General features: G+C 68.9%; 18 protein-coding genes and 1 tRNA gene. 4 read left to right on the top strand and 15 right to left on the bottom strand.

The window, feature by feature from the left end; translation table 11 throughout:
- Positions 1-83: 83 nt before the first annotated feature.
- The 13 genes from LLH23_13280 to LLH23_13220 all read right to left on the bottom strand — a co-directional run bounded on the left by LLH23_13280 (position 84) and on the right by LLH23_13220 (position 15175).
- A complete protein-coding gene (locus LLH23_13280) occupies positions 84-992 on the bottom strand; it encodes a lysophospholipid acyltransferase family protein (GenBank protein MCE5239444.1) in 909 nt (302 codons plus the stop codon).
- The gene (gene lpxK / locus LLH23_13275) at positions 964-2097 is read right to left on the bottom strand and encodes a tetraacyldisaccharide 4'-kinase (GenBank protein ID MCE5239443.1); all 1134 of its coding nucleotides are present in this window, start codon (positions 2095-2097) and stop codon (positions 964-966) included. The genes LLH23_13280 and lpxK overlap by 29 nt, the downstream gene beginning before the upstream one ends.
- On the bottom strand, positions 2094-3629 hold the full coding sequence (locus LLH23_13270; protein ID MCE5239442.1) for a 3-deoxy-D-manno-octulosonic acid transferase: 1536 nt from the start codon (positions 3627-3629) through the stop codon (positions 2094-2096). Before LLH23_13270 ends, lpxK begins: the two co-directional genes overlap by 4 nt.
- 26 nt (positions 3630-3655) lie before the next feature.
- Positions 3656-5551: an ABC transporter ATP-binding protein/permease gene (locus LLH23_13265; protein ID MCE5239441.1), complete on the bottom strand. Its 1896-nt coding sequence runs from the start codon at positions 5549-5551 to the stop codon at positions 3656-3658.
- Positions 5551-6702, bottom strand: a complete 1152-nt coding sequence (locus LLH23_13260; GenBank protein MCE5239440.1) for a hypothetical protein — start codon at positions 6700-6702, stop codon at positions 5551-5553. Before LLH23_13260 ends, LLH23_13265 begins: the two co-directional genes overlap by 1 nt.
- 12 nt (positions 6703-6714) lie before the next feature.
- Positions 6715-7503, bottom strand: coding sequence for an acyl-ACP--UDP-N-acetylglucosamine O-acyltransferase (gene lpxA / locus LLH23_13255; protein MCE5239439.1), 789 nt, complete (start codon positions 7501-7503; stop codon positions 6715-6717).
- On the bottom strand, positions 7504-7959 hold the full coding sequence (gene fabZ, locus LLH23_13250; protein MCE5239438.1) for a 3-hydroxyacyl-ACP dehydratase FabZ: 456 nt from the start codon (positions 7957-7959) through the stop codon (positions 7504-7506). It lies immediately after the preceding gene.
- A 157-nt stretch (positions 7960-8116) separates the two neighbouring features.
- Positions 8117-8192 (bottom strand) — tRNA-Ala (locus tag LLH23_13245).
- Positions 8193-8250: 58 nt separating this feature from the next.
- Positions 8251-10125: a hypothetical protein gene (locus LLH23_13240; protein MCE5239437.1), complete on the bottom strand. Its 1875-nt coding sequence runs from the start codon at positions 10123-10125 to the stop codon at positions 8251-8253.
- Between the two features lie 38 nt (positions 10126-10163).
- Positions 10164-11900, bottom strand: coding sequence for a DNA polymerase/3'-5' exonuclease PolX (gene polX / locus LLH23_13235; protein MCE5239436.1), 1737 nt, complete (start codon positions 11898-11900; stop codon positions 10164-10166).
- Positions 11901-11906: 6 nt separating this feature from the next.
- Complete coding sequence (gene recO / locus LLH23_13230; protein ID MCE5239435.1) at positions 11907-12653, bottom strand: DNA repair protein RecO; 747 nt, start codon at positions 12651-12653, stop codon at positions 11907-11909.
- A 6-nt stretch (positions 12654-12659) separates the two neighbouring features.
- Positions 12660-13334: a hypothetical protein gene (locus LLH23_13225; protein ID MCE5239434.1), complete on the bottom strand. Its 675-nt coding sequence runs from the start codon at positions 13332-13334 to the stop codon at positions 12660-12662.
- Positions 13334-15175, bottom strand: a complete 1842-nt coding sequence (locus tag LLH23_13220; protein ID MCE5239433.1) for a VWA domain-containing protein — start codon at positions 15173-15175, stop codon at positions 13334-13336. Before LLH23_13220 ends, LLH23_13225 begins: the two co-directional genes overlap by 1 nt.
- Before the next feature lie 145 nt (positions 15176-15320).
- Between LLH23_13220 and LLH23_13215 the strand changes: the two genes are divergently transcribed.
- Complete coding sequence (locus LLH23_13215; protein ID MCE5239432.1) at positions 15321-15770, top strand: iron-sulfur cluster assembly scaffold protein; 450 nt, start codon at positions 15321-15323, stop codon at positions 15768-15770.
- Between the two features lie 56 nt (positions 15771-15826).
- Here the strand turns inward: LLH23_13215 and LLH23_13210 are convergent, their stop codons facing one another.
- Both LLH23_13210 and LLH23_13205 read right to left on the bottom strand, forming a co-directional pair.
- Positions 15827-17386: a hypothetical protein gene (locus LLH23_13210; GenBank protein MCE5239431.1), complete on the bottom strand. Its 1560-nt coding sequence runs from the start codon at positions 17384-17386 to the stop codon at positions 15827-15829.
- Positions 17383-19848 (bottom strand): YfhO family protein, encoded by a 2466-nt coding sequence (locus tag LLH23_13205; protein ID MCE5239430.1) that lies wholly within the window; start codon positions 19846-19848, stop codon positions 17383-17385. The genes LLH23_13210 and LLH23_13205 overlap by 4 nt, the downstream gene beginning before the upstream one ends.
- A gap of 76 nt (positions 19849-19924) precedes the next feature.
- On the opposite strand from LLH23_13205, the gene LLH23_13200 reads away from it, so the two are divergent.
- The 3 genes from LLH23_13200 to LLH23_13190 form a co-directional block, all read left to right on the top strand.
- Entirely contained in the window at positions 19925-20986 is a 1062-nt protein-coding gene (locus LLH23_13200; GenBank protein MCE5239429.1) for a Gfo/Idh/MocA family oxidoreductase, read from the top strand.
- Between the two features lie 138 nt (positions 20987-21124).
- Positions 21125-22357: a Gfo/Idh/MocA family oxidoreductase gene (locus LLH23_13195; GenBank protein ID MCE5239428.1), complete on the top strand. Its 1233-nt coding sequence runs from the start codon at positions 21125-21127 to the stop codon at positions 22355-22357.
- Positions 22358-22365: 8 nt separating this feature from the next.
- Positions 22366-22842: AMP-binding protein (locus LLH23_13190; GenBank protein MCE5239427.1), on the top strand; the 477-nt coding region annotated here is incomplete at its 3' end.

Raw genomic sequence — 22842 nt, 5'->3', positions numbered from 1 at the left:
GCGACAGGACACCATGCTACGATGACAGCTCCGGTGTGCGGATGGCTCGCCCCGGGTGGGGCGAGGCGCAGGCGAGATCTCGGTTAGCGGGTGGGGCGTGGCCTGGGCTCCTTCCAGCGGTTGTGCAGCCACAGCCAGTTGTCGGGATGCCCCCGGATGGCCCGCTCGATGGCATCGCTGATGCGCCGTGTGTTGGCGACCACATCGGCCTCCCGGTCGTCGGTATGCACCAGCTTGATCTCCGGGGACAGGAGAATCCTGAGCCGGCCATCGGCCTCGCGGACACAGAACGCCGGGAAGATGCGGGCGCCGCTGCGCGCGGCCAGGACCGCCGGGCCGGTGAACGTCCAGGCCGGGCGCCCCAGGAAGTCCATGCGGACGCCACCTTCGGCCGCGTGCTGATCGGGCAGCATCCCCAGCAGCCCTCCGCCCTGCAGCACCCGTAGCATCTCGCGGGTATCGCGTCGGCCGATCACGTTCAGGTGGTGGCTCTCGCGGGCCTGGTTGATCAGACTGGCCGTCCCCCGGTGCGATGCATCGCGGGCGATGACGGTCATCGGCGCGATCTCGTCGGCGACACGAGCCGCCAGGAACTCCCAGTTGCCGAAGTGCGCGGTGATCAGGATCAGCCCGCAGCCCGATGCGAAGGCCTCCCGCACGGGTCCCAGGTCGGGCGTCTCGACCAGGCGCGCCAGACCCTCGGGGGACAGCCGGGGCAGCATGAACAGCTCCATCATGGTGCGGCTCACAGAACGGACGGAGCGCCGCACCACGCGGCGCACTTCCGCCGGCGTCATGTCGGGGAAGCTCGCAGCCACGTTCCCCTCGGCCAGGCGCCGGCGCCGCGGCGCGCACAGCAGCGTGAGACGCGCCCAGTCATCAGCCACCCACCGGAGCCAGCGCAGCGGCAGGCGCGCCACGAGGCGGGTGGTGGCCCGTGCCGCCACGGCCCAGGCCCCCTGCTCAAGCCGGCGGCGGAGCGGATGCTTCATGCGATATCCCCGAGATCAGTGCAGCCAGCTCATTGAGGGCCCCCGCGACCACTTCGGCGCCGCGCTCCAGGCGCATCTCGCTGCGTAGGACCCATACCGGCAAAGGGGGCCCCGCCGGCAGCTTGACGGCGTCCTTCTCGGTGGTCACGACCATGGCCGCACCGGCAGCCACGGCCGCCTCGCGTATCACAGGCCAGTCGTCTGGCGCGTAACGGTGATGATCCTCAAAGCGCAGCGGCACGACCCGTGCGCCGAGCGTCGCTAGAGTATACTCGAAACTCTCAGGGCAACCAAGGCCCGACACCGCCAGGACCACCTGCCCCTGTGGCAGGTCCAGCGGGGCCGTCTCCCCCTCCAGAGTCACCAGGGCCGAGGCCTCGTGCCGCGCGATCACCAGTGGCTTGCCCGGAGCATGGCGAGCGACCAGCGCCCGCACAGCCTCCAGTTGGTGGGCTGGCACCTGGTCGGCGTGGGTGAGCCATACCTGGTCCGCCCGGTTCAGGTGGCCCCAGGGCTCCCGCAGCAGCCCCCGAGGGAAGAGACGGGCCGTCCGCGAGTCCAGGCGGGCACTGACCAGGGCGATGTTCAGATCACGCGCCATGCGGAAATACTGGTAGCCGTCGTCCAGGAGGGCCACCTGCGCGCCCGCTTCGGCCAGCAGGGCAATCACGGCCTCGCGCGCTTTGCCCACGGCCACCGGCGCCTCCGGCAGCGCCCGCGCGACTTCCGCCGCTTCATCACCCGTCTGTTCCAGCGGCGCCATGCGGCCCTGTCCATCGCTGGCCAACACGGCCGCCCGGCTGTCGGCCCGCCCGTGCCCGCGTAACACCACTCCGGGCCGCAGGCCCCGCCGCTGCAACTCACGCGCCAGGTACCGCACTGCGGTGCTCTTGCCGGTGCCGCCTAGCGTGAGGTTCCCGACGCTGATGGTCGGCAGCGCCGGCCGCGTCGGTTGCCGCAGGCCCAGGCGGTACACCCCCAGGTTCGCCTGCAGGCCCAGCCAGTACAGGCCCGAGGCCCCCGCGAGCGCTCCCCGCGCCAACCCGCCCCCCAGGCCGGGCTCTGCGCCGGAGACCACGCTCTGCCACCACTGCTCCGCGCTCATTGCGGCTCCGCCGGGGGGAGGTCGGCCGGGGCGACCGTCGGAGCGTCGTCGGGCGTGGGGGGAGCGTCGGGGGCGGCTTCGGCAGCGGGAACTTCGTCCGCCACCGGCTCTGTCGCACCGTCGGGCGGCGCGACAGCCTCGGCGGGTGCGGCCGGTGTCCCCTCTTCCCCTTCGACCAGCGCCGCCACGGCCTCGGCGTAGCGAATGGAGGCGCCGGCGTGCTTCTCCAGCATCAGGGCTCCCCGTTCGGCGGCCCGGGCACGCTCCTCCGGGGCATTCAGCAGGCGGTCACACTGCTCCTGCAGCTCCTCGGCGGTCTGCACCTGCACTCCGCAGCCCTCACGCGCGGCAATGGCGCTGATGTCGCGGAAGTCTGACATGTACCGACCGAACAGGGCCAGCTTGCCCTGCGCGATCGGTTCGAGCAGGTTGTGTCCGGCCAGGCCCTTCACCAGGCTCCCGCCGACAATGACCAGGTCGGCGCAGCCGTACAGGGACGCCAGCTCGCCGATGGTGTCGAGGATGACCACGCGCACCGCGGCATCCCCGGTGGGCCCGATCTCCTCCCCCGCCTCGCGGGCCTGCAGCACATGGCTGCGCCGGTACACGTCGTAGCCGTGCTCGCGCACCAGTTGGTGCACCCGGTCGCCCCGCTCCGGATGGCGCGGCGCGATGATGAGCTGCAACTGCCGGTGCGAGAACCGCAGGTGGTCGAAGGCCGACAGGATGATCTCTTCCTCGCCCTCATGGGTGCTGCCCGCCAGCAACACCTCGTCCTCTTCGCCAAAGCCGAACTCCTGCCGCCAGCGAGCGGCCTCGGCCGGCAGCAAGCGGGGCGGGATCTGGTCGAACTTGGAGTTCCCGCCGACGGTGACGATCGCGGGGTCGGCGCCCAGGGCGATGAACCGCTCGGCATCGAGGGCCGACTGGGCGCCGATGACGTCCACGTTGCGCAGGGCCCAGCGGAAGACGGGCAGTAGGGCGCGATCGCGGGGGTAGGCCCGGTCAGAGATGCGCCCGTTGACAATCACCGTGTGCACCCCCCGGCGGTGGGCGGTGGCGAGCAGGTTCGGCCACAGCTCCGTCTCCACCAGCACCAGCACGACGGGGTTGATGCGCTCCAGCACCCGGTCCATGATCAGCGGCGCGTCGAGCGGGAAGTAGAACACGGCATCCACGCCCAGGTCGCGCTTGAGGGCTGAATCGTGGGCGGTCGCGGTGATCGTGGACAGGACGATGTGCGCCAGCGGCACCCGCACCCGTAGCTCGCGCAGGACCGGGGCAGCGGCGTTGACCTCCCCCACCGAGGCGCAGTGCACCCAGATGACCGGGTCGCCGGACGCGCCGAGCTGGATGACCGTCGCCGGCAGCCACCCCAGGCGGTCGCGCAGGCCGTCGCGGAACTTGCCGCGGATCATCCGCACGATCCCCCACAGCAGCAGCAGGGGCACGATGAGGGTTATGGCCAGGTTGTACAGGAAAGCGGCAAGGTCCAGCGAACGGGGCCGCTCCCGGCGGGGCATCTCTTCCATGGCGCACTCGGTCACAGCGTTTCAGTTCACGCCAGATCGTCCATCAGGGCTTCGTCGTCCAGCTCCGGCGCCGGGCCTGGCAGGGGTTCTTCTTCCGCTCCCTCGTCGTCGCCGCCGCTGCCGAGCAGCTCCTTGGACTCATAGAGCCGTCGGTACAGGCCGTCGCGCTGCAGTAGCTCATCGTGTCCGCCCTGTTCCACGATGCGCCCCTCGGCCATGACGATGATCCGGTCGGCGTTGCGGATGGTCGAGAGCCGGTGGGCGATGATGAGGGCGGTGCGGCCCTCCAGCAGCGTGGCCAGGGCGGCGTGCACCGCCGCCTCGCTCTCGGTGTCCAGGGACGAGGTGGCCTCGTCCAGGATCAGGATGCGCGGGTCGCGCAGGAAGGCGCGAGCGATGGCGATGCGCTGGCGCTGACCGCCCGACAGGCGCGTGCCGCGCTCCCCGACCTGCGTGTCGTAGCCCTCGGGCAACTCCAGGATGAAGTCATGGGCGTACGCGGCCTGGGCCGCGGCGACGATCTCCTCTTCTGTGGCGCCTTCACGCCCGTAGGCGATGTTCTCGCGCACGGAGGCCCCGAACAGGATGGTCTCCTGGGGCACGCTCCCCATGAAGCGCTTCAGCGACTGCTGGCGTACCGCCTTGACATCCGTGCCGTCAATGAGCACCCGCCCCCGCTGCGGGTCGTACAGGCGAGGCACCAGGTTGGCCACGGTGCTCTTGCCGGCGCCACTGGGGCCCGCCAGGGCCACCACCTCACCCGCTGCGATGTCCAGACAGAAGTCGGTCAGGACAGGATGCTCGCCGTCGTAAGAGAAGTCCACATGCTCGAAGGTGATGGCGCCTTCGACCTGCTCCAGGTCCGGGGCGCCGGGAGCGTCCTCCACGTCCTGCTTCTCGTTCAGCACCGCCAGCGTGCGCTCCGCCGCGGCCTCGGCGTTCTGCAGTTGCACGTAGAGCCGGATGGTGGAGGTGAGTTCCACCGCCGCCAGTTGCAGATAGAGCATGAACATTACGAGCGTCGAGGGGGCCACCCGGCCCGCCACGATCTGCTCGCCGCCGAACACCAGCGCCACTGCCGTCACCAGGCCGACCATGATGAACACGGGGGGCATGCCGACGGCCTTGACCAGCGCCGTCTTCATCTCCGCCTTGAGCACCCCGGTGGTCTCACGCTCGAAGCGGGACTGGGACTGTGGCTCCAGCCCGAAGGTCTTGATGACCCGCATCGCCACGAAGCTCTCCTGGGTGGTGGCGGTCAGGTCGGCCATCTTGATCTGGGTGCGGCGGCCGTAGCGCTTGGCATAGCGCGCGGTGAAGCCGGTCATCAGCGCCGTGATGGGCACGGCCACCCCGAGCACCCCGGTCAGGAGCGGGGAGAGCGCGATCATCCGTGAAACCATGAAGATGATGACCAGCGGGGACACGACGATCTTGAACATGTCCGTCCCCAGTGCGCGCTGCAGCACCAGGGTGTCATTGTTGACCCGCGATATCAGCTCCCCCGAACGCCGCCGGTCATAGAAGGACATCGAGAGCGTCTGCAGGTGGGCGAAGACGGTGTTCCGCAGCCGCCGCAACACCCGCTGGCCGATGAAGTCACCCAGGTACAGCGAAGCCGCGTTCGAGACCGAGGCCGCGAACGTGAGCATCAGGAACACCAGCGCGTGCCAGCGCACCTTCGCCATCGCCTCGGCCTGGCGCTCGGCCGCCGTTTGCGCCGGGGCGCCGGCCGTCGAGCTGCCGGGGGCCGGCGCGGTCTGCGTTGTGGCCAAAGAGGGGAAGATGCCGTCGAGCACAGGCTTGGTGGCGCTCAACGCCCGGACGTTCAGCCAGGCCGCGCCCGCCATCAGGGGCAAGGCGATGAGGATGATCGGCACAAGGCCCCGAGCGAAGCGGCGCAACTGCCACAGGGAGCGCATCAGACCCTCGCCTCCATCCGCGCCAGGGTGGCCTCCACCACGTCGGCGGTGCGCGCGGTGGCGCCTGGCGGCCCCAGTTCGTGTCGCGCCTGCCGCAGTTGCTCCTTCAGCCGCGCCAACGCCTGTGGGTCGGCGAGCAGCCCGCGGGCGCGGTCAGCCAGGCACCGCGCATTGCTTTCCCCCAGGATCAGTTCGGGTACGGCTTCATATCCCAGAATGATATTGGGCATCGCAAAGACCTTCGTGGGCACGCGCATCAGGGGGAAGATCAGGGACTCGATGAGCGTCCCGCGGTACATCCCGATGATGGGTGCCTCCGCTGCGGTCGCTTCCAGGGTCGCTGTCCCGAATGAGGTGAGGGTCAGGTCCGCGGCCTGCAGCAGGTCGAGACTCCGTTCGACGACGGTCAGGTGCGGCTGCAGTGGCGGCGGGATGGATACGCTATCCACCGACCCGGGCGGCCCGGGGGACCACAGGAAGTGGGTATCGCCCTCGGCCAGCAGCCGGAGCGCCGCGCCGATCATCTCTGGGCCCATCAGGGCCCGCTCCCGCCGCCGGCTGCCCGGCATCATCCCCACGTAACGCGCCGCCGCCGGCAACCCCAGTTGCCGCCGCAGGCCCGCCTGGTCGGCCACGGGCTGTACCCGGTCCACGACCGGGTGCCCCACCCAGTGGGCCTCGATGCCGTCCTGGCGCAGCAGCGTCTCCGACCACCGGAAGGGTGTCGCGACGACGTCGGCCACCTGTCCCAGCGGCGAGCGGTCGCGTTCGGACTTGTCCCAGGACTTCGGCGGGAAATAGTACAGAATCGGCATGTGCCAGGGGAAGCGGCGGACCTGCCGCCCGATGTGCATGTTGAACCCGCCGAAATCTACCAGGACGAGCAGGTCTGGACGGCGCTCACGCAGTAGCCGCAAGAGCCGTCCCCGCACTGCCAGGGCTTCCGGCAGCCTGCGTACGGCCTGGATGGGGCCGATCGTCGCCCAGCCCGAGCTGTCGAAGTCGGTCTGCACGCCGGCCTGACGCATGAGGGGCCCGCCGGCGCCGGTGAGGCTGTAGTCGCCGCGACGCAGCAGTTCGGTCGCCAGGAGCGACACATGCAAGTCGGCTGAAGGCTCGGCGGCCAGGAAGAATATCTCCCGGGGTGGCATCAGGCTTCTCGCCTAACGGTGGCTCAGCTGGCGGCCCATGGACCCCTGGCTTACCCGCCGCAGGAAATCGCACAGGTACGACAACTCGGGGCTGTCCGGCACCTGCTCCTTCACCGCCGCCAGCGCGTCCGAGAGGTTGTACTCGGAGCGGAAGAGCAGGCGGAAGGCCCGGCGCAGTGCGGTGCGGTCCTCGGTGCTGATGCCCCGGCGCTCCAGGCCGATGACGTTCAGGCCGCGCACCTCGGCGGGGTTGCCCTCGACGATGGCGAAGGGCGGCACATCCTGGTTGACGCGCGACATCCCGCCGATCATGGCCAGCTTGCCCACCATCACGAACTGGTGGAAGCCGGTCATGCCGCCGATCGTGACATTGTCCTCAATGACCGTGTGGCCCGAGAGCTGTACGCAGTTGGCCAGGGAGCAGTTGCTGCCGATCTGCACGTTGTGGCCGGCGTGGCAGTAGGCCATGAACATGTTGTTGTCGCCCATGACCGTGGCTGCCTCTTCGCCACTGGCGCGGTGCAGCGTCACATACTCACGCAGTTGGTTGCCGGACCCGATCCGCAGGTAGGACCGCTCCCCCTCGTACTTGCGGTCCTGCGGGTCCTCGCCCAACACGGCACCGGTGCTGACGTGGCAGTTAGCCCCCAGTTCCGTCCAGCGCTTGACCACCGCGTGCGGCCCCAGAACGCAGCCGTCCCCAATGACCGTCTCAGCCTCGATGATGCTGTACGGCAGGACCTCCACGTCTTTCCCCAGCTCGGCCCTGGGGTCCACGATGGCGGTGGGGTGAATGGCCATTTACGGGGCCTCCTGCGCCTCGGGCGCCGCGTCTACCAGCGCGAACATGAACTCGCCCTCGACCGCCACCTCGTCGCCCACCCGCGCCACGACTGCCACCTTACCCATGTTCCCCTTGCGCCGGATGAGTTCGGCAGTGATGACGAGTTGGTCGCCAGGGCCGACCTGCCGGCGGAATTTGACCGCGTCCATTCCGGCGAAGAAGGCCGTCTTGCCCGTCGAGTCCGCCTCCGTCAGCAGGAAGATGCCCCCGACCTGGGCCATGGCCTCCAGCATCAGCACCCCCGGCATGACCGGGTTCTCCGGCCAGTGGCCGGTGAACTGCGGCTCGTTGGCCGTCACGTTCTTGATGCCCACCGCGCGCTGGCCGGAGACCAGCTCAGTGATCCGATCCACCATCAGGAACGGATAGCGGTGCGGCAGGATCTTCATGATGTCCTTGATGTCCAGAGGCACGCTGGGCCCTCCTCTTCAGACCGGCGGAAGTACGCGACGTTGCGCGGCAGAGCGATTATAGCAACAGCCGCAGACGGGAGTCAAAACGGGTACCCGTGCATCGGCCGCCAAGAGTCGCAGAACGCCCCTGCGTACAGGGGCGTTCCGGGCAATCATCTGGTGGACGGAAAGGGATTCGAACCCTCGGCCTCGTCCGTGCGAGGGACGCGCTCTCCCAGCTGAGCTATCCGCCCAATGGACCCGCATTATACCGTGCGCGGCAGCGGTTGTCAAAGTGTTCAGTGAGTGCCTTCACTTGGCCTTGCTGACCGCGATCAGCACCGCCTGCCCCGGCCGCAGCATCACCTGCACCGCCCCGTCCTTGACCTCCGCCTGGCCGATCCCCTTGACGATCTCGGCCTTCTCGCAGGCCCCCTCGAGCTTCAGCGTCGCCGTCTGCGGCCCGCTGTCGGGGTTTGCGACTGCGATCTGCACCTTGTCCTCCATACGCCACGCCGCAGACTGCATCCTGGCATTGTCCGACTGCAGGGCCGTCTCCGTCCCGCCGACGACCGCTGCGCCCAGGGCCGCCGTCTCCTCATTCAGCCGCTTGAAGCTCTTCCACAGCTCGGTATCCGCCAGCCGGAAGCCCGGGGAGCGCAGAGCATACCACCAGACCCCGCGGGCGCCGTTGATCACCGCCAGGTAGACCATCATCCGCGCCTGATCGGCCGTCGGCTGCACCACGACGCCGGCACGGTACCCCGCCGGGAGCAGGACGGACAGGTGCTGCCAGGGCGCCAGGGCTTGCCGGGCGGCCTTCACCCGGTCAGCCACCACCGTCAGGGGCTGGTCCGGCAGCGGCATGGCTACAACCTGCAGACCATCACAGAAGTGCCCCCAGTACTGGTAGCTCTCGGGGTCAGCGACCGTCAGCGCCAGGGGGTGCTGGGGCTCCTTCTCCTTGAGCGCAGCATAGACCACTGGGACCTCATCGGCGGTCTCAGGATGCTGGTCGGGCTGATCGGCGATCTTCCAGTCGAGCACCGTCGTGGACTTGCGGAAGTAGGCCATCTTCTCCTGGGAGGACTTCAGGTTGGCTCCGACCATGCCGCCGGTGTACAGCGGGATCTGCAGGGCGAGCTTCCGGCCCTGGGCCTCCTGCACCGAGAGCCGCTGCAGGCGCGCCGTGTGGCTTCCCATCCCCTGAACCATGTTGAAGCCCTGCTCGGCGAGACCCTTGTAGTCACCGAGGGCGGCGTGGTACATGCCAATCGGGAAGAACGGCTGCCCATCGCCCCCGAGCAGTATCCCGCGCTCATTCAGGCCGGTGGGGCGACGCTCGGCTAGACTGACGAACAGGCTGCCGGAGGCGGTCTCCTTCCCCACCTTCACCCGCACCGTGTGCGTCCCGGCCGTCAGCGCCGGCACGGCCAGGTCACCCGCGAAGGTCCGCGTGTCCTGCCGCGCCAGTTGCCCCGTCACGCCCTTGACGGCCTTCCCGTTCGGTCCTAACACCTCGACAGTCGCCTGCTCGTTCTCGGGCAGATCTGCGGCTGCCGTCACCTGCAGATGGATGGTGCCCGCTTCGTTGGGGTTCAGCGCCAGGCGCGGCGGGGTCAGGGCGAGCCGGGGCGCCTCCTCGGTGCGCGTCAACTCCACATCGTCGAACCAGGCCTCCTGGTCGCCCATGATGCGGAGGCTGATCACTGCCTGGGACGTGGTCGGGGGGGCCTGGCCACCTGCGGCCAGAAACTGCCACATGGCCATCTTCAGGGGCTGGCGCGCTACTCGCGCCCCGAGCGACTTACCGGCCTCGTCGAGGAACTCCAGCTTCAGGGCGGCGCAGGTGTTGCTCTCATCGGCCTTGCCAGCGTCCACCCGCGTCGCGCCCTGGTGCCAGACGCTCAGTACGTACGTCGCCCCCGGCTCCAGCCCACCGACCTTCTGGCTCACCCACGGCCACTGGTCGGGCGACTGCGGCTTGACATGCAGTGCCGACTTGCCGTTGCGCTGGACCTCCTTGTCGGGGCTGAAAGCACCCGCCATGGCGGTCGCGTCCACGTTGTCCCAGCCCTTGAGTTCGTCATCGAAGCCCGGGTTCACCAGTTTGACCGGCGCCGGCTTCCTCGGGGCCGCCACGACGGCGGAGGGCACGACCAGCAGCAGGATCAGCAGCAGTGGCATAGGGACCATCCACGGGAGTTGGTGGGGATATGACTTCGTCAGCGGCTGCGACGTTCCCGCAGCCAGCGGCGCAACTCGTCCAGGGGCCAGGTATTGATGACCGCTTCCGGCCCGATCCAGCCCCGCCGGGCCGTCATCACGCCATACCGCATCAGGGGCAGCTCCTCGCCGGCGTGAGCGTCGGTGTTGATGCTCAGCAGCGCGCCCCGCTCGACCGCCAGACGGGCGTTGACGTCCGACAGGTCCAACCGGTGCGGATTGGCGTTGATCTCCAGAGCCACCTGGTGGGCCACAGCCGCCTCGATGATCTTCTCCACATGCACCTCGTAACCCTTGCGCCCCAGGAGCAGACGCCCGGTCGGGTGGGCCAGGATGTCCATGCGACCGCTCGCCATCGCTGTGACAATCCGCTGGGTCATCTTGTCCGCATCGCCGCTGAAGCCACTGTGGATGGCGCCAATCACGAGATCGAGCCCCGACCAGGCTGCCTCGGGCACATCCAGCGAGCCGTCCACGAGGATATCGGCCTCGATGCCTGCCAGGACAGTGAACCCCCGGAGGCGAGCATTGAGCTGCTGTATGTCGTCAGTCTGGGCCAGCAGGCGATCCCGGTCCAGCCCGTTGGCGATCACCAGGGCCTCGGAGTGGTTGGTGACGGCGATGTGGCTGTAGCCATGCTCGCGGCCGGCCTGAGCCAGTTCGGCCAGGGTCAGGCGCCCGTCGCTGGCGTCGGTGTGCATGTGCAGGTCGCAACGGATGTCGGGCAGATCAATCAGCGCCGGCAGCCGACCCTCCTCGGCCGCCGCGATCTCGCCCCGGTCCTCGCGCAGTTCGGGCGGCACCCACGGCAGCCCCACAGCGGCGTAGACGCTCGCCTCGGTGTCGCCGGCCACCTGCCGCCCCTTGGCGCCGGCTTCCCCCTCGAAGACGCCGTACTCGCTGATGGTCAGGCCGCGCTTCTGGGCACGCTCGCGCAGGCGGACATTGTGCTGCATCGAGCCCGTGAAGTACTGCAGGGCCGCACCATAGCACTCGGGCGGTACCACCCGCAGGTCCACCTGCAGGCCCGACGGGGTGCGGCCACTGACCTTCGTGTCGCCAGCCAGCTCCACATGGCCCAGGCCGCCCTCAGCGGCGAACCAGACCGTGACCTCCCCCGGCTGGTCGCTGGTGGCCAGGATGTCCAGGTCACCGATGGTCTCGCGGCGGCGGCGTGAGCTGCCCGCCATCTCGGCCTGCCGCACGAGCGGATGGGCCCGCACCGTCTCCACGAGAGCCTCCGCCAACGGCAGCGCCTCGCCCAACAGCGCCCGCTCCTGCCCGGCCCGCAATTGCGCCAGGCCTTCCAGTATCTTCTCCTCGGTCTTGGCCCCAAAGCCCTTCAGCCCCCGCAACTGGCCCTCTCGCGCGGCTGTCTCCAGCTGCGCCAGGCTGCTGATTCCCAACTCGTGGTAGACCTGCCCCGCCTTGCGCGGGCCGAAGCCAGGGATGTGCAGCATCTCCAGCAGGCCCTCGGGGGCCTGCTCGAGGAGCTGCTCGCGATAGGAGGACTGTCCGGTGGTGACGACTTCGGTGATGACCTCGGCAATGCTCTTGCCGATGCCGGGGATGTCGGTGAGAGCGCCGTCGGCGGCCAGCTTCTCGACCGGCTGGGGCAGGGCCGCCACGGTCTCCGCGGCGCGCTCGTAGCTGCGGACCTTGAAGACGTTCTCGCCCGCGATGTTGAGCAGGTCAGCGATTTCGGCCAGGAAACGAGCGATCTCGGCGTTGTCCATGGCTCCTCACGCCCGGTGTAGCTTGTCGAGGAACTTGCGGCTCTTGAGCTGCTCGCCCACATGGTAGTCCGTGTGGGCCTGGATGACCCGCCCCATCTCCCGCCGCGCGGCCGGGGTCAGGCTCAGGCGCCTCAAGTGACTGAGCGGCATCGTCAGCAGCGACCGAAGCGCTCCCAGCGACTGCCCCGACACGGTCAGCCGCCCCTGCGTGCCCGGCGTGCACCGGCGGCACACAAAGCCCCCCTGGGCCGGTACATACCCCGCCTCCCCCTCCAGCGGGCCGCCGCACTCCACGCATTCCCGCAACTCCGGGGCCATGCCTTGCCGGGCGAACAGCCGTAGCGTGAACGCCTGGGCGAGCAGCTCTGCATCATCCCCGGCGACGATGGCCGCCAGAGCGGCCGTCAGGTCCGCAAACAGACCTGGCACGGGGTCCCCCGGCTCGGTCAGCAGGTCGGTCAGCTCCAGCAGGTAGCTGGCATGGGCCAGGCCCTGCAGATCGTGACGCAGCGGCAGGTAGGCCTCCATGACCTCCGCCTGGGCCAGACGGTCCAGCCCCCGGCCCTGGGCGAATTGCAGCTTCGAGACCGTCAGGGGCTCGACGGCAGCCGCCAGCTTGCTCCCCGGCTTCCCCACCCCCCGCGCCGCCGCCTCGACCTTGCCGTGCTCCTCGGTAAGAAAAGTGGCGACACGTCCCGTGTCGCCATACTTGTGCACAGCCAGAGTGATGCCGGTGGCATTGTAGGTGCGCATGGGGCCCTACTTCGTCTTCGGGGCGAACAGGTTCACAATGACCTCCGGCCCCTTGGTCCCGTCCGGCTGCACGGTGTGCGCGTGCAATTCGTACCGCAGTGGCGGCGGGTTGTCCGTCATCCCGAAGCTCACCCGGGGTGTGGCGATGCGGAAGGTGAAGTCGCCGGTCTCCTTGGGGCGGTTGCGGATGCCCGGCACGGTGCGCAGCTTGTCGCCGGTCGCGGCGTCGTACACGATCGTGTAGATGACGACGACCTGCGTCGGGTCGGCCCGGCCGATGATGTCAATGTTGGGTCCGACCACGTCGTTCTCGCGCGGCTGGGTCAGCATCACCACGTTGGAGGCGACTGTCGTGACCGTTCGGCCGGAGGCGGCGCTACCGAGGGCCTGGGCCAGTTGGCCGCTGTCGCTGGCGGTGAAGTACGCGCCGCCGCCGATGCGCGCCGTGTCCTTGAGCCAGTTCTCAGCCTCGGAGCCGGCCCTGATGTCGAACCCGACCGTACTGATGCTCACCTTCATGCGCGAGTTACGCAGCACCTGGGCGGTCTTGTCGGCGGCCTGTTGGACCGTCTCGCCCGGCACGGCCAGCTCCTCCGCCTCGGCCGCGAAGTCGTATTGAGCCTGCGCCAACAGCGGCGCAGCCAGGATGAGGCTGCAAGCGATGAGGGCCCACACTCGCATCAGCGGCCACCTCCCAGCGGCATGGTCTGGACTTCCTGCATGAGTCTCTGGAGCTGGGCGCTGGCTTCCGGCTGGGTGATGCCACCGTGCTCGGTGCAATTGTTCTGGCCATCGCACAGGATCACGAGACGGCCCTGCTGGCCCTGGCCCCGGCCCGTCAGGTACGCCAGCGCCTTCTCCCGGCCGTAGACCAGCGGGGTGTCTCCCCCGGCGCCCAGCAGGTCAGCGGCAGCCTTGATCTTGGCCGCGTCCATGCTGAAGCGGCAGATCACCTTGACGCTGCAGCCGCCGAACCGCACCAGGCACCACTCGGTCTTGCCGTCATTGGTCTGATCCACGGAGGCCTTCACCGCCGCCCGAGCGGCGGCGATCTTGCTCCCGTCCATGCTCCCACTGGTGTCTACCAGAAACAGGATGGACAGCTCTGGCTTGGCGCCCAGCAGGTCGCCTTCCCAGGTCGCCTCGACGGTCTGGCCCTGCTCCGGCCAACCGAATACCCGCTTCGAGGGTTTCTGCGCGAACGCCAGGCGGATCTTGGCATGGTAGTCGCCCACCTTGCTGCAGTCGAAGGGGATCTTCAGGAAGGCCGTACCGGTCTCGCCGCTGTTCCAGCCCTTCGCCTGGCTGATTGCGCCGATGTTGTCGCCGCCGACGCCCGGCAGACGGAAGGGGATGGGGTACCACTGCCCGGTCTTGTCCAGGCGCGATACATCGCGGTTCTCAGGGCCGGTGATGTCGGCGAAGGCCAGCACCTCGTTGATCTCCGGCTGACCTGGCCATTCCTGCGCCAGGTCGAAGGTGGAGCCCTCGGCCCCGCCCGTGTCCAGATTTCGGTCGGGCGGCATGAAGCCCCCGGGGTTGGACGCATAGGCGTTGAACAGGTTCACCGCGTTGCTGACGGCCCGCCCGATGCGGCTGTCCCACTGGTTGCAGAAGAGCTTGTAGAGCTTCAGGTCGGTGATGCTGTAGGTGACCTTCAGCTTGCCCTCGGTCTCGCCGGCATCGCGGTCCGGTTCCTCCAGCTCGACGCGGTCAATGCGCAAGGGGTTCATCAGGCCCTTGTACTCGTCCGGCGTAGGGGTGTAGCCCTTGAGCACGGTGCTGAAAACCGGTCCGCGCGCCGGGTTCCATTCCCCGCGGTAGGCGCTCACGAGCCAGGACGTAGCCTGGGCCATCAGCAGGGACGACTTCGCGAGGTCCGCCACGAACGACCCGGCGCCCTGCATGGCGTTCAGCTCGGGGCTGTAGACGACCTTGTCGGGGTAGGTGGCGTAGAAACCGGCTCGGATCAGGTCAATCGGCACAGCCAGGGAACTGATGCTGTACTGGGTGTCGAGGTCGCCGTACTTCTTCTCGTAGACGTGGGCGCACTCGACGACCTCGAGCTGCTTGTGGCGGATCTGGTGCTCGGAGCCGGCGCTGAAGGAGCCGCCGCACTCATTGACCAGCGGATGAACCACGCAGTCCGTACAGTAGTGGGTGAGCCACCCGAGCGCGAAGGCCAGGCCCTGGTTGCGCGCCGCGCCCTCCGGGTAGGTGGATGCGATCCGCAGCATGTTCGCGATCAGTTGGCCGGTCTTCTCGTAGTGCGCTTCGACACCGGGGTGGTGCCACCCGAAGGCCTCGGCGATCAGCCAGGTCGTCAGGGCGATGTCGGGGCCGGTGGCGCCGGCGAAGTAGGCGTTGGGGTTGGAGTCAATGATGGCGCGAACGGCCGGAGGGGCCTGTTCCATGGCCTTGAGGGCGACATACACGTGTCCGGCGCCTTGGCTGGCATGGGCGGTGACACAGCAGGCAAGGATGAGGCTCACAATCACTGCCAGTGGCAGCAGATGCTTCATCGCGCAGTCCTCCTCAAGTGTGCTTCCGGAACGGGATCATGTTACCATGTAACCTGTCATGATGCAAACGATTGCCCCCGGTGGCGCGTTGCTGCTATAATCGCCCCAGAGCACGGCCGTCATGGCCGAGAAGGGACGAGGACGCGTGTACTCAGAGAAGGTCCTGGAGCATTTCCGCGAGCCGCGCAATGTCGGCGAGCTTGAGAACCCGGATGCCGTCGGTGATGTGGGCAACCCCAAGTGTGGGGACATGATGCGCATCACCATGAAGATTGACCCCGAGACCGAGCGCATCGAGGACATCAAGTTCCAGACGTTCGGCTGCGGGGCTGCCATCGCCGTCAGCTCGATGCTGACGGAACTCGTCAAGGGCATGACGCTGCAGGAAGCCCTGCAGGTAGACAACCAGACGGTGGTGGACGAGTTGGGGGGCCTGCCGCCGGTGAAGATGCACTGCTCGGTGCTGGGCGAGCAGGGCATTGCCATGGCGCTGAAGGACTACTACTCCAAGCACCCGGAGAAGACGATGCCGGCAGACCTGGAAGCGAAGCTGGAGAAGCTGGAGAAGATAGACCCGCACGGCGACGGCCACTAGGCCGCCGCATAGCTGACACGACAGGGGCTCCCGCGCACACGGGAGCCCCGTTCGCTTCACGCCCCGGGTGGCCCGCCCGTCGGCGTGAGTGTCGAGCCTTCGCCCTCGCCGCCCCCGCTCTGCACCACTCCCAGCAGTAGTAGGAACTCTGCCAGGTAGTAGTAGTTTGGGAACCCCTGCACGAGCACGTTGAACGCGAGCAGGGCCGCTGCCAGGTACAGCCCGCCCGGCCCTCGCCCCGCTGCCGGTGTTCGCCACCCGAGCAGTCCCACCAGCACGGCCAGCGCCGGCCAGACCACGACCCGGGGCAGCGTCCAGCCGAACTCGTTGCTCAGGAAGGCCGGGATGGTGAGCGCGTGGGTTACGACGGCCCGGCCGACCTGGGCCCGGACCGCGATCTCCCAGAAGGCGCGCGCGTCCCACAGGATCACCGGCGCCGAGAGCAGGCCAGCGACACCCAGCCCCCCCAGCGCCACCCGCCAGTGGCGGCGGCACATGCCGGCCAGCGACGGCGCCAGCACGACCACATACTGCTTCAGCGACAGCAGCCCCCCCAGGGCCAGCGCGGCAGCCCACGGCCGTTGCGGCAGGCACAACGCGAACAGCCCCGCGCAGGCCGCCAGTTGCGGCTCATACCAGGCCTGCTCGATCATGAACGGAGCGCGCGGAAGGCACAAGTACAGACCCGAGGCCAGCACCCCCAGATCCGGCCGGCGGCACCTCCGCCCCACCAACAGCAGCGCCAGGGCCGCCAGCAGGTCGGCCGCAATGTTCGTGTAGCGTGCGTCGCACCCGAGCAGCGCCGCCGGGATGCCGCTGAGGATCACCCCGGGCGAGTACGACGCCGGATGGGCCTCCGGCTGCTGGGGGATGTGGAAGCGGGCGGCCCGCTCGGTGCCATAGGGGCTCGGATACGAGGCGCTGTAGGGGTTCTCGCCCGCCAGCAGGAACCGGGGCGCGTAGGTCAGCCAGGTGTGTACATCAATGACAGGCTCCGGCGATCCCGTGACCGCCAGGACGCGCACGCCCCCACCCAACACCAGCAGCACCCCCCAGCGCGCCATCCAGGCCCGCCGGCTGCGCTCGTACGAAGGCTGCAGCAGGAAGCTCAGCCACGTCAGGACGGCGGCGGACAGGAGCGAGGCCATCCCCAGGGCCGTGACCAGCGTCAGGTGCAGATCGTCCGGCTCCCCGAACCGCAACTGCGGGGCCAGGGCGCTGCAACCGCTCAGCAGGCAGCCCAGCCCGATCAGCGCCGCCGTGGCCCCGTCAGCGGCGCCCCGCCGGGTGAGCCAGGCCGCCAGGAGCGCCAGCACGGTGACGAAGCCCAGGAGCGTGTACCCCATCGTGTGCCAGGGGTCGGTGGCTGACGCCACATGGGACAACAAGTAGATCGCGAGGGCGACGCACGGCGCCAGGAGGAGTGTGCTGACCTGCCAGGGGCGCAGGGCGAGGCGCAGGGGTTCGCGGCGCAGGCAGAGGGCGATGACGGCCACGGCCGTCACCAGCACCGCCACCATGCCGGTGGTAGTGTAGAAGCCCAGGTTGGCGGACAGGGCGAGGCTGAACAGGCCCACGCCCACCGCAGCGACCAGGGCGCCTGCGTTGACGTTCACCGGGCGCCCCCCTCGTCCCCTCGCGGCGCCCCGCGCCACACGAGCAGGACGAACACAATCAGCCCTGCCAGCGCCAGCAGCAGGCCCAGCCGCCACAGGGGCGGCGCGAAGACGAGCCGCACATGATGCTGGCCCGCCGGCACCGGGACGGCGCAGAAGGCGTAGTTTGCCCGCAGCAGCGGCGCGGGCTTCCCATCCACCGAGGCCCTCCAGCCCGGATACCAGGCCTGGGAGACGACCAGCACGGCCGGGAGCGGGCTGGTGGTGCTGAAGTCGCCCTGTGGGCCGTAGACGTCGGCGCTCATGAAGGGCAGTTCCTGCCCCACGCCCGGTACGTCGCGGTCCAGCACAACTTGCTTCATTGGGTCGAACGAACGCAGCTTCACCGTCTGGAGCTGCTCCTCGGGCTCGGGGACGACGATAGTCGTCCCCACCAGCCAGGCCAGACGCCGGTCGTCACCGTAGTGATAGACCCGCACGGGCCCGTCCTTGACCAGGACCAGGTCGGGGTCACTGATCCGGCCGGGGGTCACGATGGAGGCGACCCCGCACAGCCGGTGGAACCGCTTCATGCGCTCGGCGGGGGTGCCAACGCGCTCGATGGTCTCGGCCGTGGTGTCCACGACGCCTGTGAAAGCCTGTGTGCCATAGCGGATGTACTCGGTCCACATGCGCAGCGTCGAGGGTGTGACGAGGCCCTGCTTGTAGCCCTCGGCATAGCTGGCGCCGAAGACCGTGCCCAGGGCGGGGGTGAGCAGGTCGCGCCATCCGTAGACCGGGTCCAGGTCCTGCTTCTCGGGCCAACCGTCGGGCCGGACCAGCGCCGGCGGCAGCGTGGTCACACGATTGACGCACGGGATGTCAGGTCTCAGGATGTAGTAGTCCCTGGGCCCCGCGTGGTTGGTCAGACCCCAGAACTGCCACAGGGGCAACCCCACCGCCACCAGCAGGACGGCCGCCCGCCAGCGCGGCCGCATCCGCCCCCACAGGCCTACACACGTCAGCACCAGCCCCGCCAGCAGGACGACCGGTTCCCACCCGACCAGCCAGTTGTAGATGGCCGCGGCCATGTTCGCGACGGGGATCGCCCTGTCGGGGTGGCCCGGGAGGGTCAGAGCACCGCTCTCGGCCCCGAAGGTCACCCACAGCGCCAGCAGCGCCAGCGTGAGCAGGCCCCCGACCAGTCCCACCAGCTTCAGCGCCCCGTGCCGCCGCTCCGGCGTCGCGGTGGGCAGACTCTCGAAGGCCATGGCCCCCAGCAGCGCCAGGGCGAAGATCGGCATAGGCGCCCACCGGCCCATCGCGCGGAAGCTGCTGACGAAGGGCAGCTTGGCCGTCAGCCCATACAGCGGGTTCCCGGACCACATGAGCACCGCGCCGAGCGCCACCGCCGCCACACAGAACCACCAGCCTCGCCTGCCCTTCCCCAGCACCAGGCCCGCCAGCGCCAGCAGCAACCCGGCGACACCGACGTACGCGCAGGTCTCGTGGAACTGCGGTCCCCCGCCCACGACGCTTGTCTCCACTGTCCCGAAGAGGTTGGGCAGGATGAGCCGGATGAGGTCAAGCTGCCCGTAGCCGTAGCTCTCTGCGAACTCGGCCGTGGTGATGGAGGTGTGGGCAAAGGCCTCCCGACTCAGCCGCGCCATCTCGACCGTCGGCAGAAGCTGGGGCATGATGAGCAGCAGGAAGACCGCGCCGGCGGCGAGGAGGCCCCACAGGCGAGCTGTGCGGCGAGTAGGGCAGGCGGCCTCGCCTGCCCGGCCCTCGTCGCGCGCGGGCGGGCCGCCCGCGCTACTCGGAGAGGTCCGCGCCAGGCACAGCCACAGCACACACGCGAAGGCACTGATGAGAAACACTTGGGGATGGGCCACCAGGAAGGCCAGGGCTGCCTCGAGCCCCAACAGGCCCCAGTCGCGCCAGCGCCCCCGGGCCAGTGCCCGGTCCAGTAGCCACACCATCAGCGGCAGGTGTGCCACTCCGGCCACGAAGTTGTAGTGCACGAGGTGGGCGGCCTGATAGCCGCTGTACGTGTACAGCAACGCCCCCGGAGCTGCCGCTGCGGTGGACAGCCCCAGCCGTCGCGCCACGAGCATGAAGCCGGCTAAGGCCAGGGCCAGGTGCAGCCAGTAGCCCATGTGTATGGCACACTGCCAGGGCAGCGCCCGGAACAGCAGCAGGTGCGGCGGGTACAGGCCCATGCTCTGGCCCGTGGCCAGCGCCGGAAGGCCGCAGTACTGGTGCGTGTCCCACAGGTACAAATGGCCGCTCCGCAGGGCCTGGGCGTAGGCGTGGAACTGAGGGTAGACGTACTGGGCGGCGTCGTCACGGATCAGCGGGCGGCCCAGCAGCAGTGTCGGGCCCATGAAGAGCACCGGCAGCCCCAGCGCCAGGGCGGCGACAACCACGATTGTCCGGCGCTTGCGGTCGTCCATTGCGGCCCATGGTTCCGTGACTCGCACGGCCTTTCCTGCCTGCGGAGGGATTGCCGGCGCCGGTCGCGAATGTGCGTGCCACGTCCAGTTGTTGGAGGAAGTCATGCCCGACGTCTATCGCGTCGCCTTCGTGGGCACCGGCGGGATCTCCCGCACCCATGCGAAGTACTACGTCGAGAACCCCGCCACGCGCATCGTGGCCGCCTGCGACATTGACCCCGAGAAGCTGCGGGGCTTCCGCGAGCAGTTCGATGTCCCCGCCGGCTACGAGGACTACGAGGAGCTGTTGGCGCGCGAACAGCCGGACATTCTCAGCATCTGCACCTGGCACGGCACCCATGCCGAGATCAGCATCGCCGCCGCCGAAGCGGGCGTGCGCGGCATCCTGGCCGAGAAGCCGATGGGCCAGGACCTGGGCCAGGCCCGCGACATGGTCCAGGCCGCCGAGGACCACGGGGCCAAGCTGGCGGTGCACCACCAGCTTCGCTTCGCCCCCTCGTATGTGGCGGCGCGGCGGGCCATCGCTCACGGGGCGATCGGCGCACCCCTATCCCTGTTCTGGCGCACCGGCGGCGGGATGCTCAACAACGGCTGCCACGGGATTGACCTGTTCCGCTGGATGCTGGGTGACCCGGCCTGGACGGGGGTCATCGCACAGGTCGAGCGCACCACCAACCGCTACGAGCGCGGCCTGCCTGCCGAAGACAAGACCGCCGCCATCATCCGCTTCGAGGGCAATCACGAGTTGGTGCTGGAAGTGGACATGCTGGGCGAAGAGCGCGCCCAGACGTCCTATCAGCTCTGCGGCCCCGAGGGCGTCATCAAGGCGGACTTCCACAACGCGATCATGCTCAACGACGAGCAGAAGGGCTGGCAGGACCTGGAGCTGTTGCCCCAGCCCTCGCCGCTGGAGGAGCTCATCGCGTGGATGGAGGGCGGACCAGAGCACCGCAACTCCGGGCGGCGGGCCGTCGTCACCGAAGAGATCATGATGGCCATCTACGCGTCGGCGCGCCTACGCCAGCTTGTCGAGCCGCCCTTCGACAAGCTCACCTCACCCCTGGTGGAGATGGTGCGGGAAGGCACGCTGGCCGTCAGTGAGCCCGCCTACGACATCCGCAGCGAAGCGGCCCTGAACTACGAGCGCACGCGGGGGCGCGTCTGAAGCAACGGCAACGACGGAGAGGATGGCGAGGATGAAGGGAAGGATGAAGAGGATGGTTCTGGTCTGCCTCTCACCCTCGACGTCCTCTCAAGCTCAGGCCCACCCCGCGCTAGCCTGTCATCAAAGGAGCACACTCTCTTGCCCGAGCCGATCACCATCTGTCTCGTCGGAACCAACAACTTCGCGGCCAGCCACGCGCGCTCCATCCGCCAGATGGAGCAGGAGGGCCTGGCGCGGCAGACCTGTGCCGTCATCCGCCGGCCGGACGTATACGCCGCGGCGGTGGCGGAGTACGAAGCCCGCGGGGTGAAGGTCTACAACTCCTATGCGGAGATGCTGCAGGCCGAACACGGCCACACGCAGCTTGTGGCTCTCCCCGTGGCCATCCCCGACCACGCGGAGACGACCATCGCGGCCCTCGAGGCCGGCTATGACGTGCTGCTGGAGAAGCCCCCGGCCCCCGTCATCCAGCAGATTGATGCCATGATCGAGGCCGAGCGGCGCACCGGCCACTTCTGCTGCGTGGGCTTCCAGAACCAGTCCAAGTGCACCACCCGCGCCGTCAAGCGGCTGATCTGCGACGGGAAGCTCGGGCAGGTCCGGCGGATCAATGTCATGGCGGAGTGGATCCGCGACGACGCCTACTACGCCCGCAACGCCTGGGCCGGGCGGATCATGCACGAGGGCAAGATCTGCCTGGACGGCCCCACCTGCAACGCCCTGGCCCACTACCTGTTCAACGCGCTGTACTGGGCTTCGTCCGAGTGGGGCCATGCCAGCGACCCGCTGAGCGTGCGCGGCGAGCTGTACCACGCCCACCCGATCCAGAGCGTGGACACCAGCGCCGTGGCGGTCAAGACGGCCAGCGGCGTGGACGTCACGTACCTGACGACGCTGGCCGGCTGGAAGACGCGGGGGCCGTGGAGCCACATCGAGGGCGAGCAGGGGGCCGTGGACTGGGCCATCAGCGGCGACGCGACCGTGACCTGGGCCGATGGCACCCAGGAGGTGATCCCCGACGACGGCACCCGCGAGCATGACGAGGTCTTCCGCAACTGCATCCGCTTCATGCAGGGCGTGGACGCGGAGCTGAACGGCCCGCTGGCGATGGCCCGCCCGTACGTGCTGGCGCTCAACGGCGCGTGGGAATCGGCCGGGGCGCCGGTGACGGTGGCCCCCGAGTTCGTCACCCGCGAGCCGCGCGAGAAGTCCATCTTCACCGGCCTGAACGACATCAGCGACTGGCTGGACCGCGGTTACGCCGCCGGCAAGACCTACGCCGAGGTGGGCGCGCCCTGGGCCGTCGCGACCGACTGGTTCGACATGACGGGCTACCGCGAGTTCACGCACACCTACCCGGACAGCGAATAGCAGGGCCCATGGACGACCTGCAGAGCCTCCACAACCTGAACAAGCTGTGGGACCGCGCGGTGCGGCTCTTTGCCGACCGCACGGCCGTCATCTTCGAGGGCCAGCCGACGAGCTATCGCGAACTCGACGCGATGATCCGCGCATTCGCAGCGGGGCTGGCGGACCTGGGCGTGCAGCCTGGCGACCGCGTGGCGCTGGTCATGCCCAACTGCCTGCACTCGATCATCTGCTACCTGGGCGCCATCCGCGCGGGGGCCATCGCTCTGCCCATCAACATCCGCCTGCGCCCCCAGGAGATGCAGTTCATCCTCCAGGACGCAGCCCCAACGGCAGTCGTCGCCCACCAGTCCCTGCGGGCGGAGGTCGTGGAGGCGCTAGCAGGCGTGGAGACGGTGCGTCATCGGCTGGGGTTGGGGTTCGAGGGGGAGGGGTTCAGGGACGTTGCCGAGATGACGCCGGGCTCCTCTGGGAGCCGTGGGAGCGGT

This window comes from bacterium, assembly GCA_021372615.1.
Taxonomy (GTDB): Bacteria; Armatimonadota; Zipacnadia; order Zipacnadales; family UBA11051; genus JAJFUB01.
The sequence above is the reverse complement of the archived record's forward strand: the minus strand, read 5'-3'. Positions and strand labels throughout refer to the sequence as shown.

What these genes read in the sequence shown, in the direction of transcription:
- LLH23_13280 (MCE5239444.1), bottom strand. Translation starts at nt 992, where the DNA reads ATGAAGCATCCGCTCCGCCGCCGGCTTGAGCAGGGGGCCTGGGCCGTG.
- lpxK (MCE5239443.1), bottom strand. Translation starts at nt 2,097, where the DNA reads ATGAGCGCGGAGCAGTGGTGGCAGAGCGTGGTCTCCGGCGCAGAGCCC.
- LLH23_13270 (MCE5239442.1), bottom strand. Translation starts at nt 3,629, where the DNA reads ATGGAAGAGATGCCCCGCCGGGAGCGGCCCCGTTCGCTGGACCTTGCC.
- LLH23_13265 (MCE5239441.1), bottom strand. Translation starts at nt 5,551, where the DNA reads ATGCGCTCCCTGTGGCAGTTGCGCCGCTTCGCTCGGGGCCTTGTGCCG.
- LLH23_13260 (MCE5239440.1), bottom strand. Translation starts at nt 6,702, where the DNA reads ATGCCACCCCGGGAGATATTCTTCCTGGCCGCCGAGCCTTCAGCCGAC.
- lpxA (MCE5239439.1), bottom strand. Translation starts at nt 7,503, where the DNA reads ATGGCCATTCACCCCACCGCCATCGTGGACCCCAGGGCCGAGCTGGGG.
- LLH23_13240 (MCE5239437.1), bottom strand. Translation starts at nt 10,125, where the DNA reads ATGCCACTGCTGCTGATCCTGCTGCTGGTCGTGCCCTCCGCCGTCGTG.
- polX (MCE5239436.1), bottom strand. Translation starts at nt 11,900, where the DNA reads ATGGACAACGCCGAGATCGCTCGTTTCCTGGCCGAAATCGCTGACCTG.
- recO (MCE5239435.1), bottom strand. Translation starts at nt 12,653, where the DNA reads ATGCGCACCTACAATGCCACCGGCATCACTCTGGCTGTGCACAAGTAT.
- LLH23_13225 (MCE5239434.1), bottom strand. Translation starts at nt 13,334, where the DNA reads ATGCGAGTGTGGGCCCTCATCGCTTGCAGCCTCATCCTGGCTGCGCCG.
- LLH23_13220 (MCE5239433.1), bottom strand. Translation starts at nt 15,175, where the DNA reads ATGAAGCATCTGCTGCCACTGGCAGTGATTGTGAGCCTCATCCTTGCC.
- LLH23_13200 (MCE5239429.1), top strand. Translation starts at nt 19,925, where the DNA reads ATGCCCGACGTCTATCGCGTCGCCTTCGTGGGCACCGGCGGGATCTCC.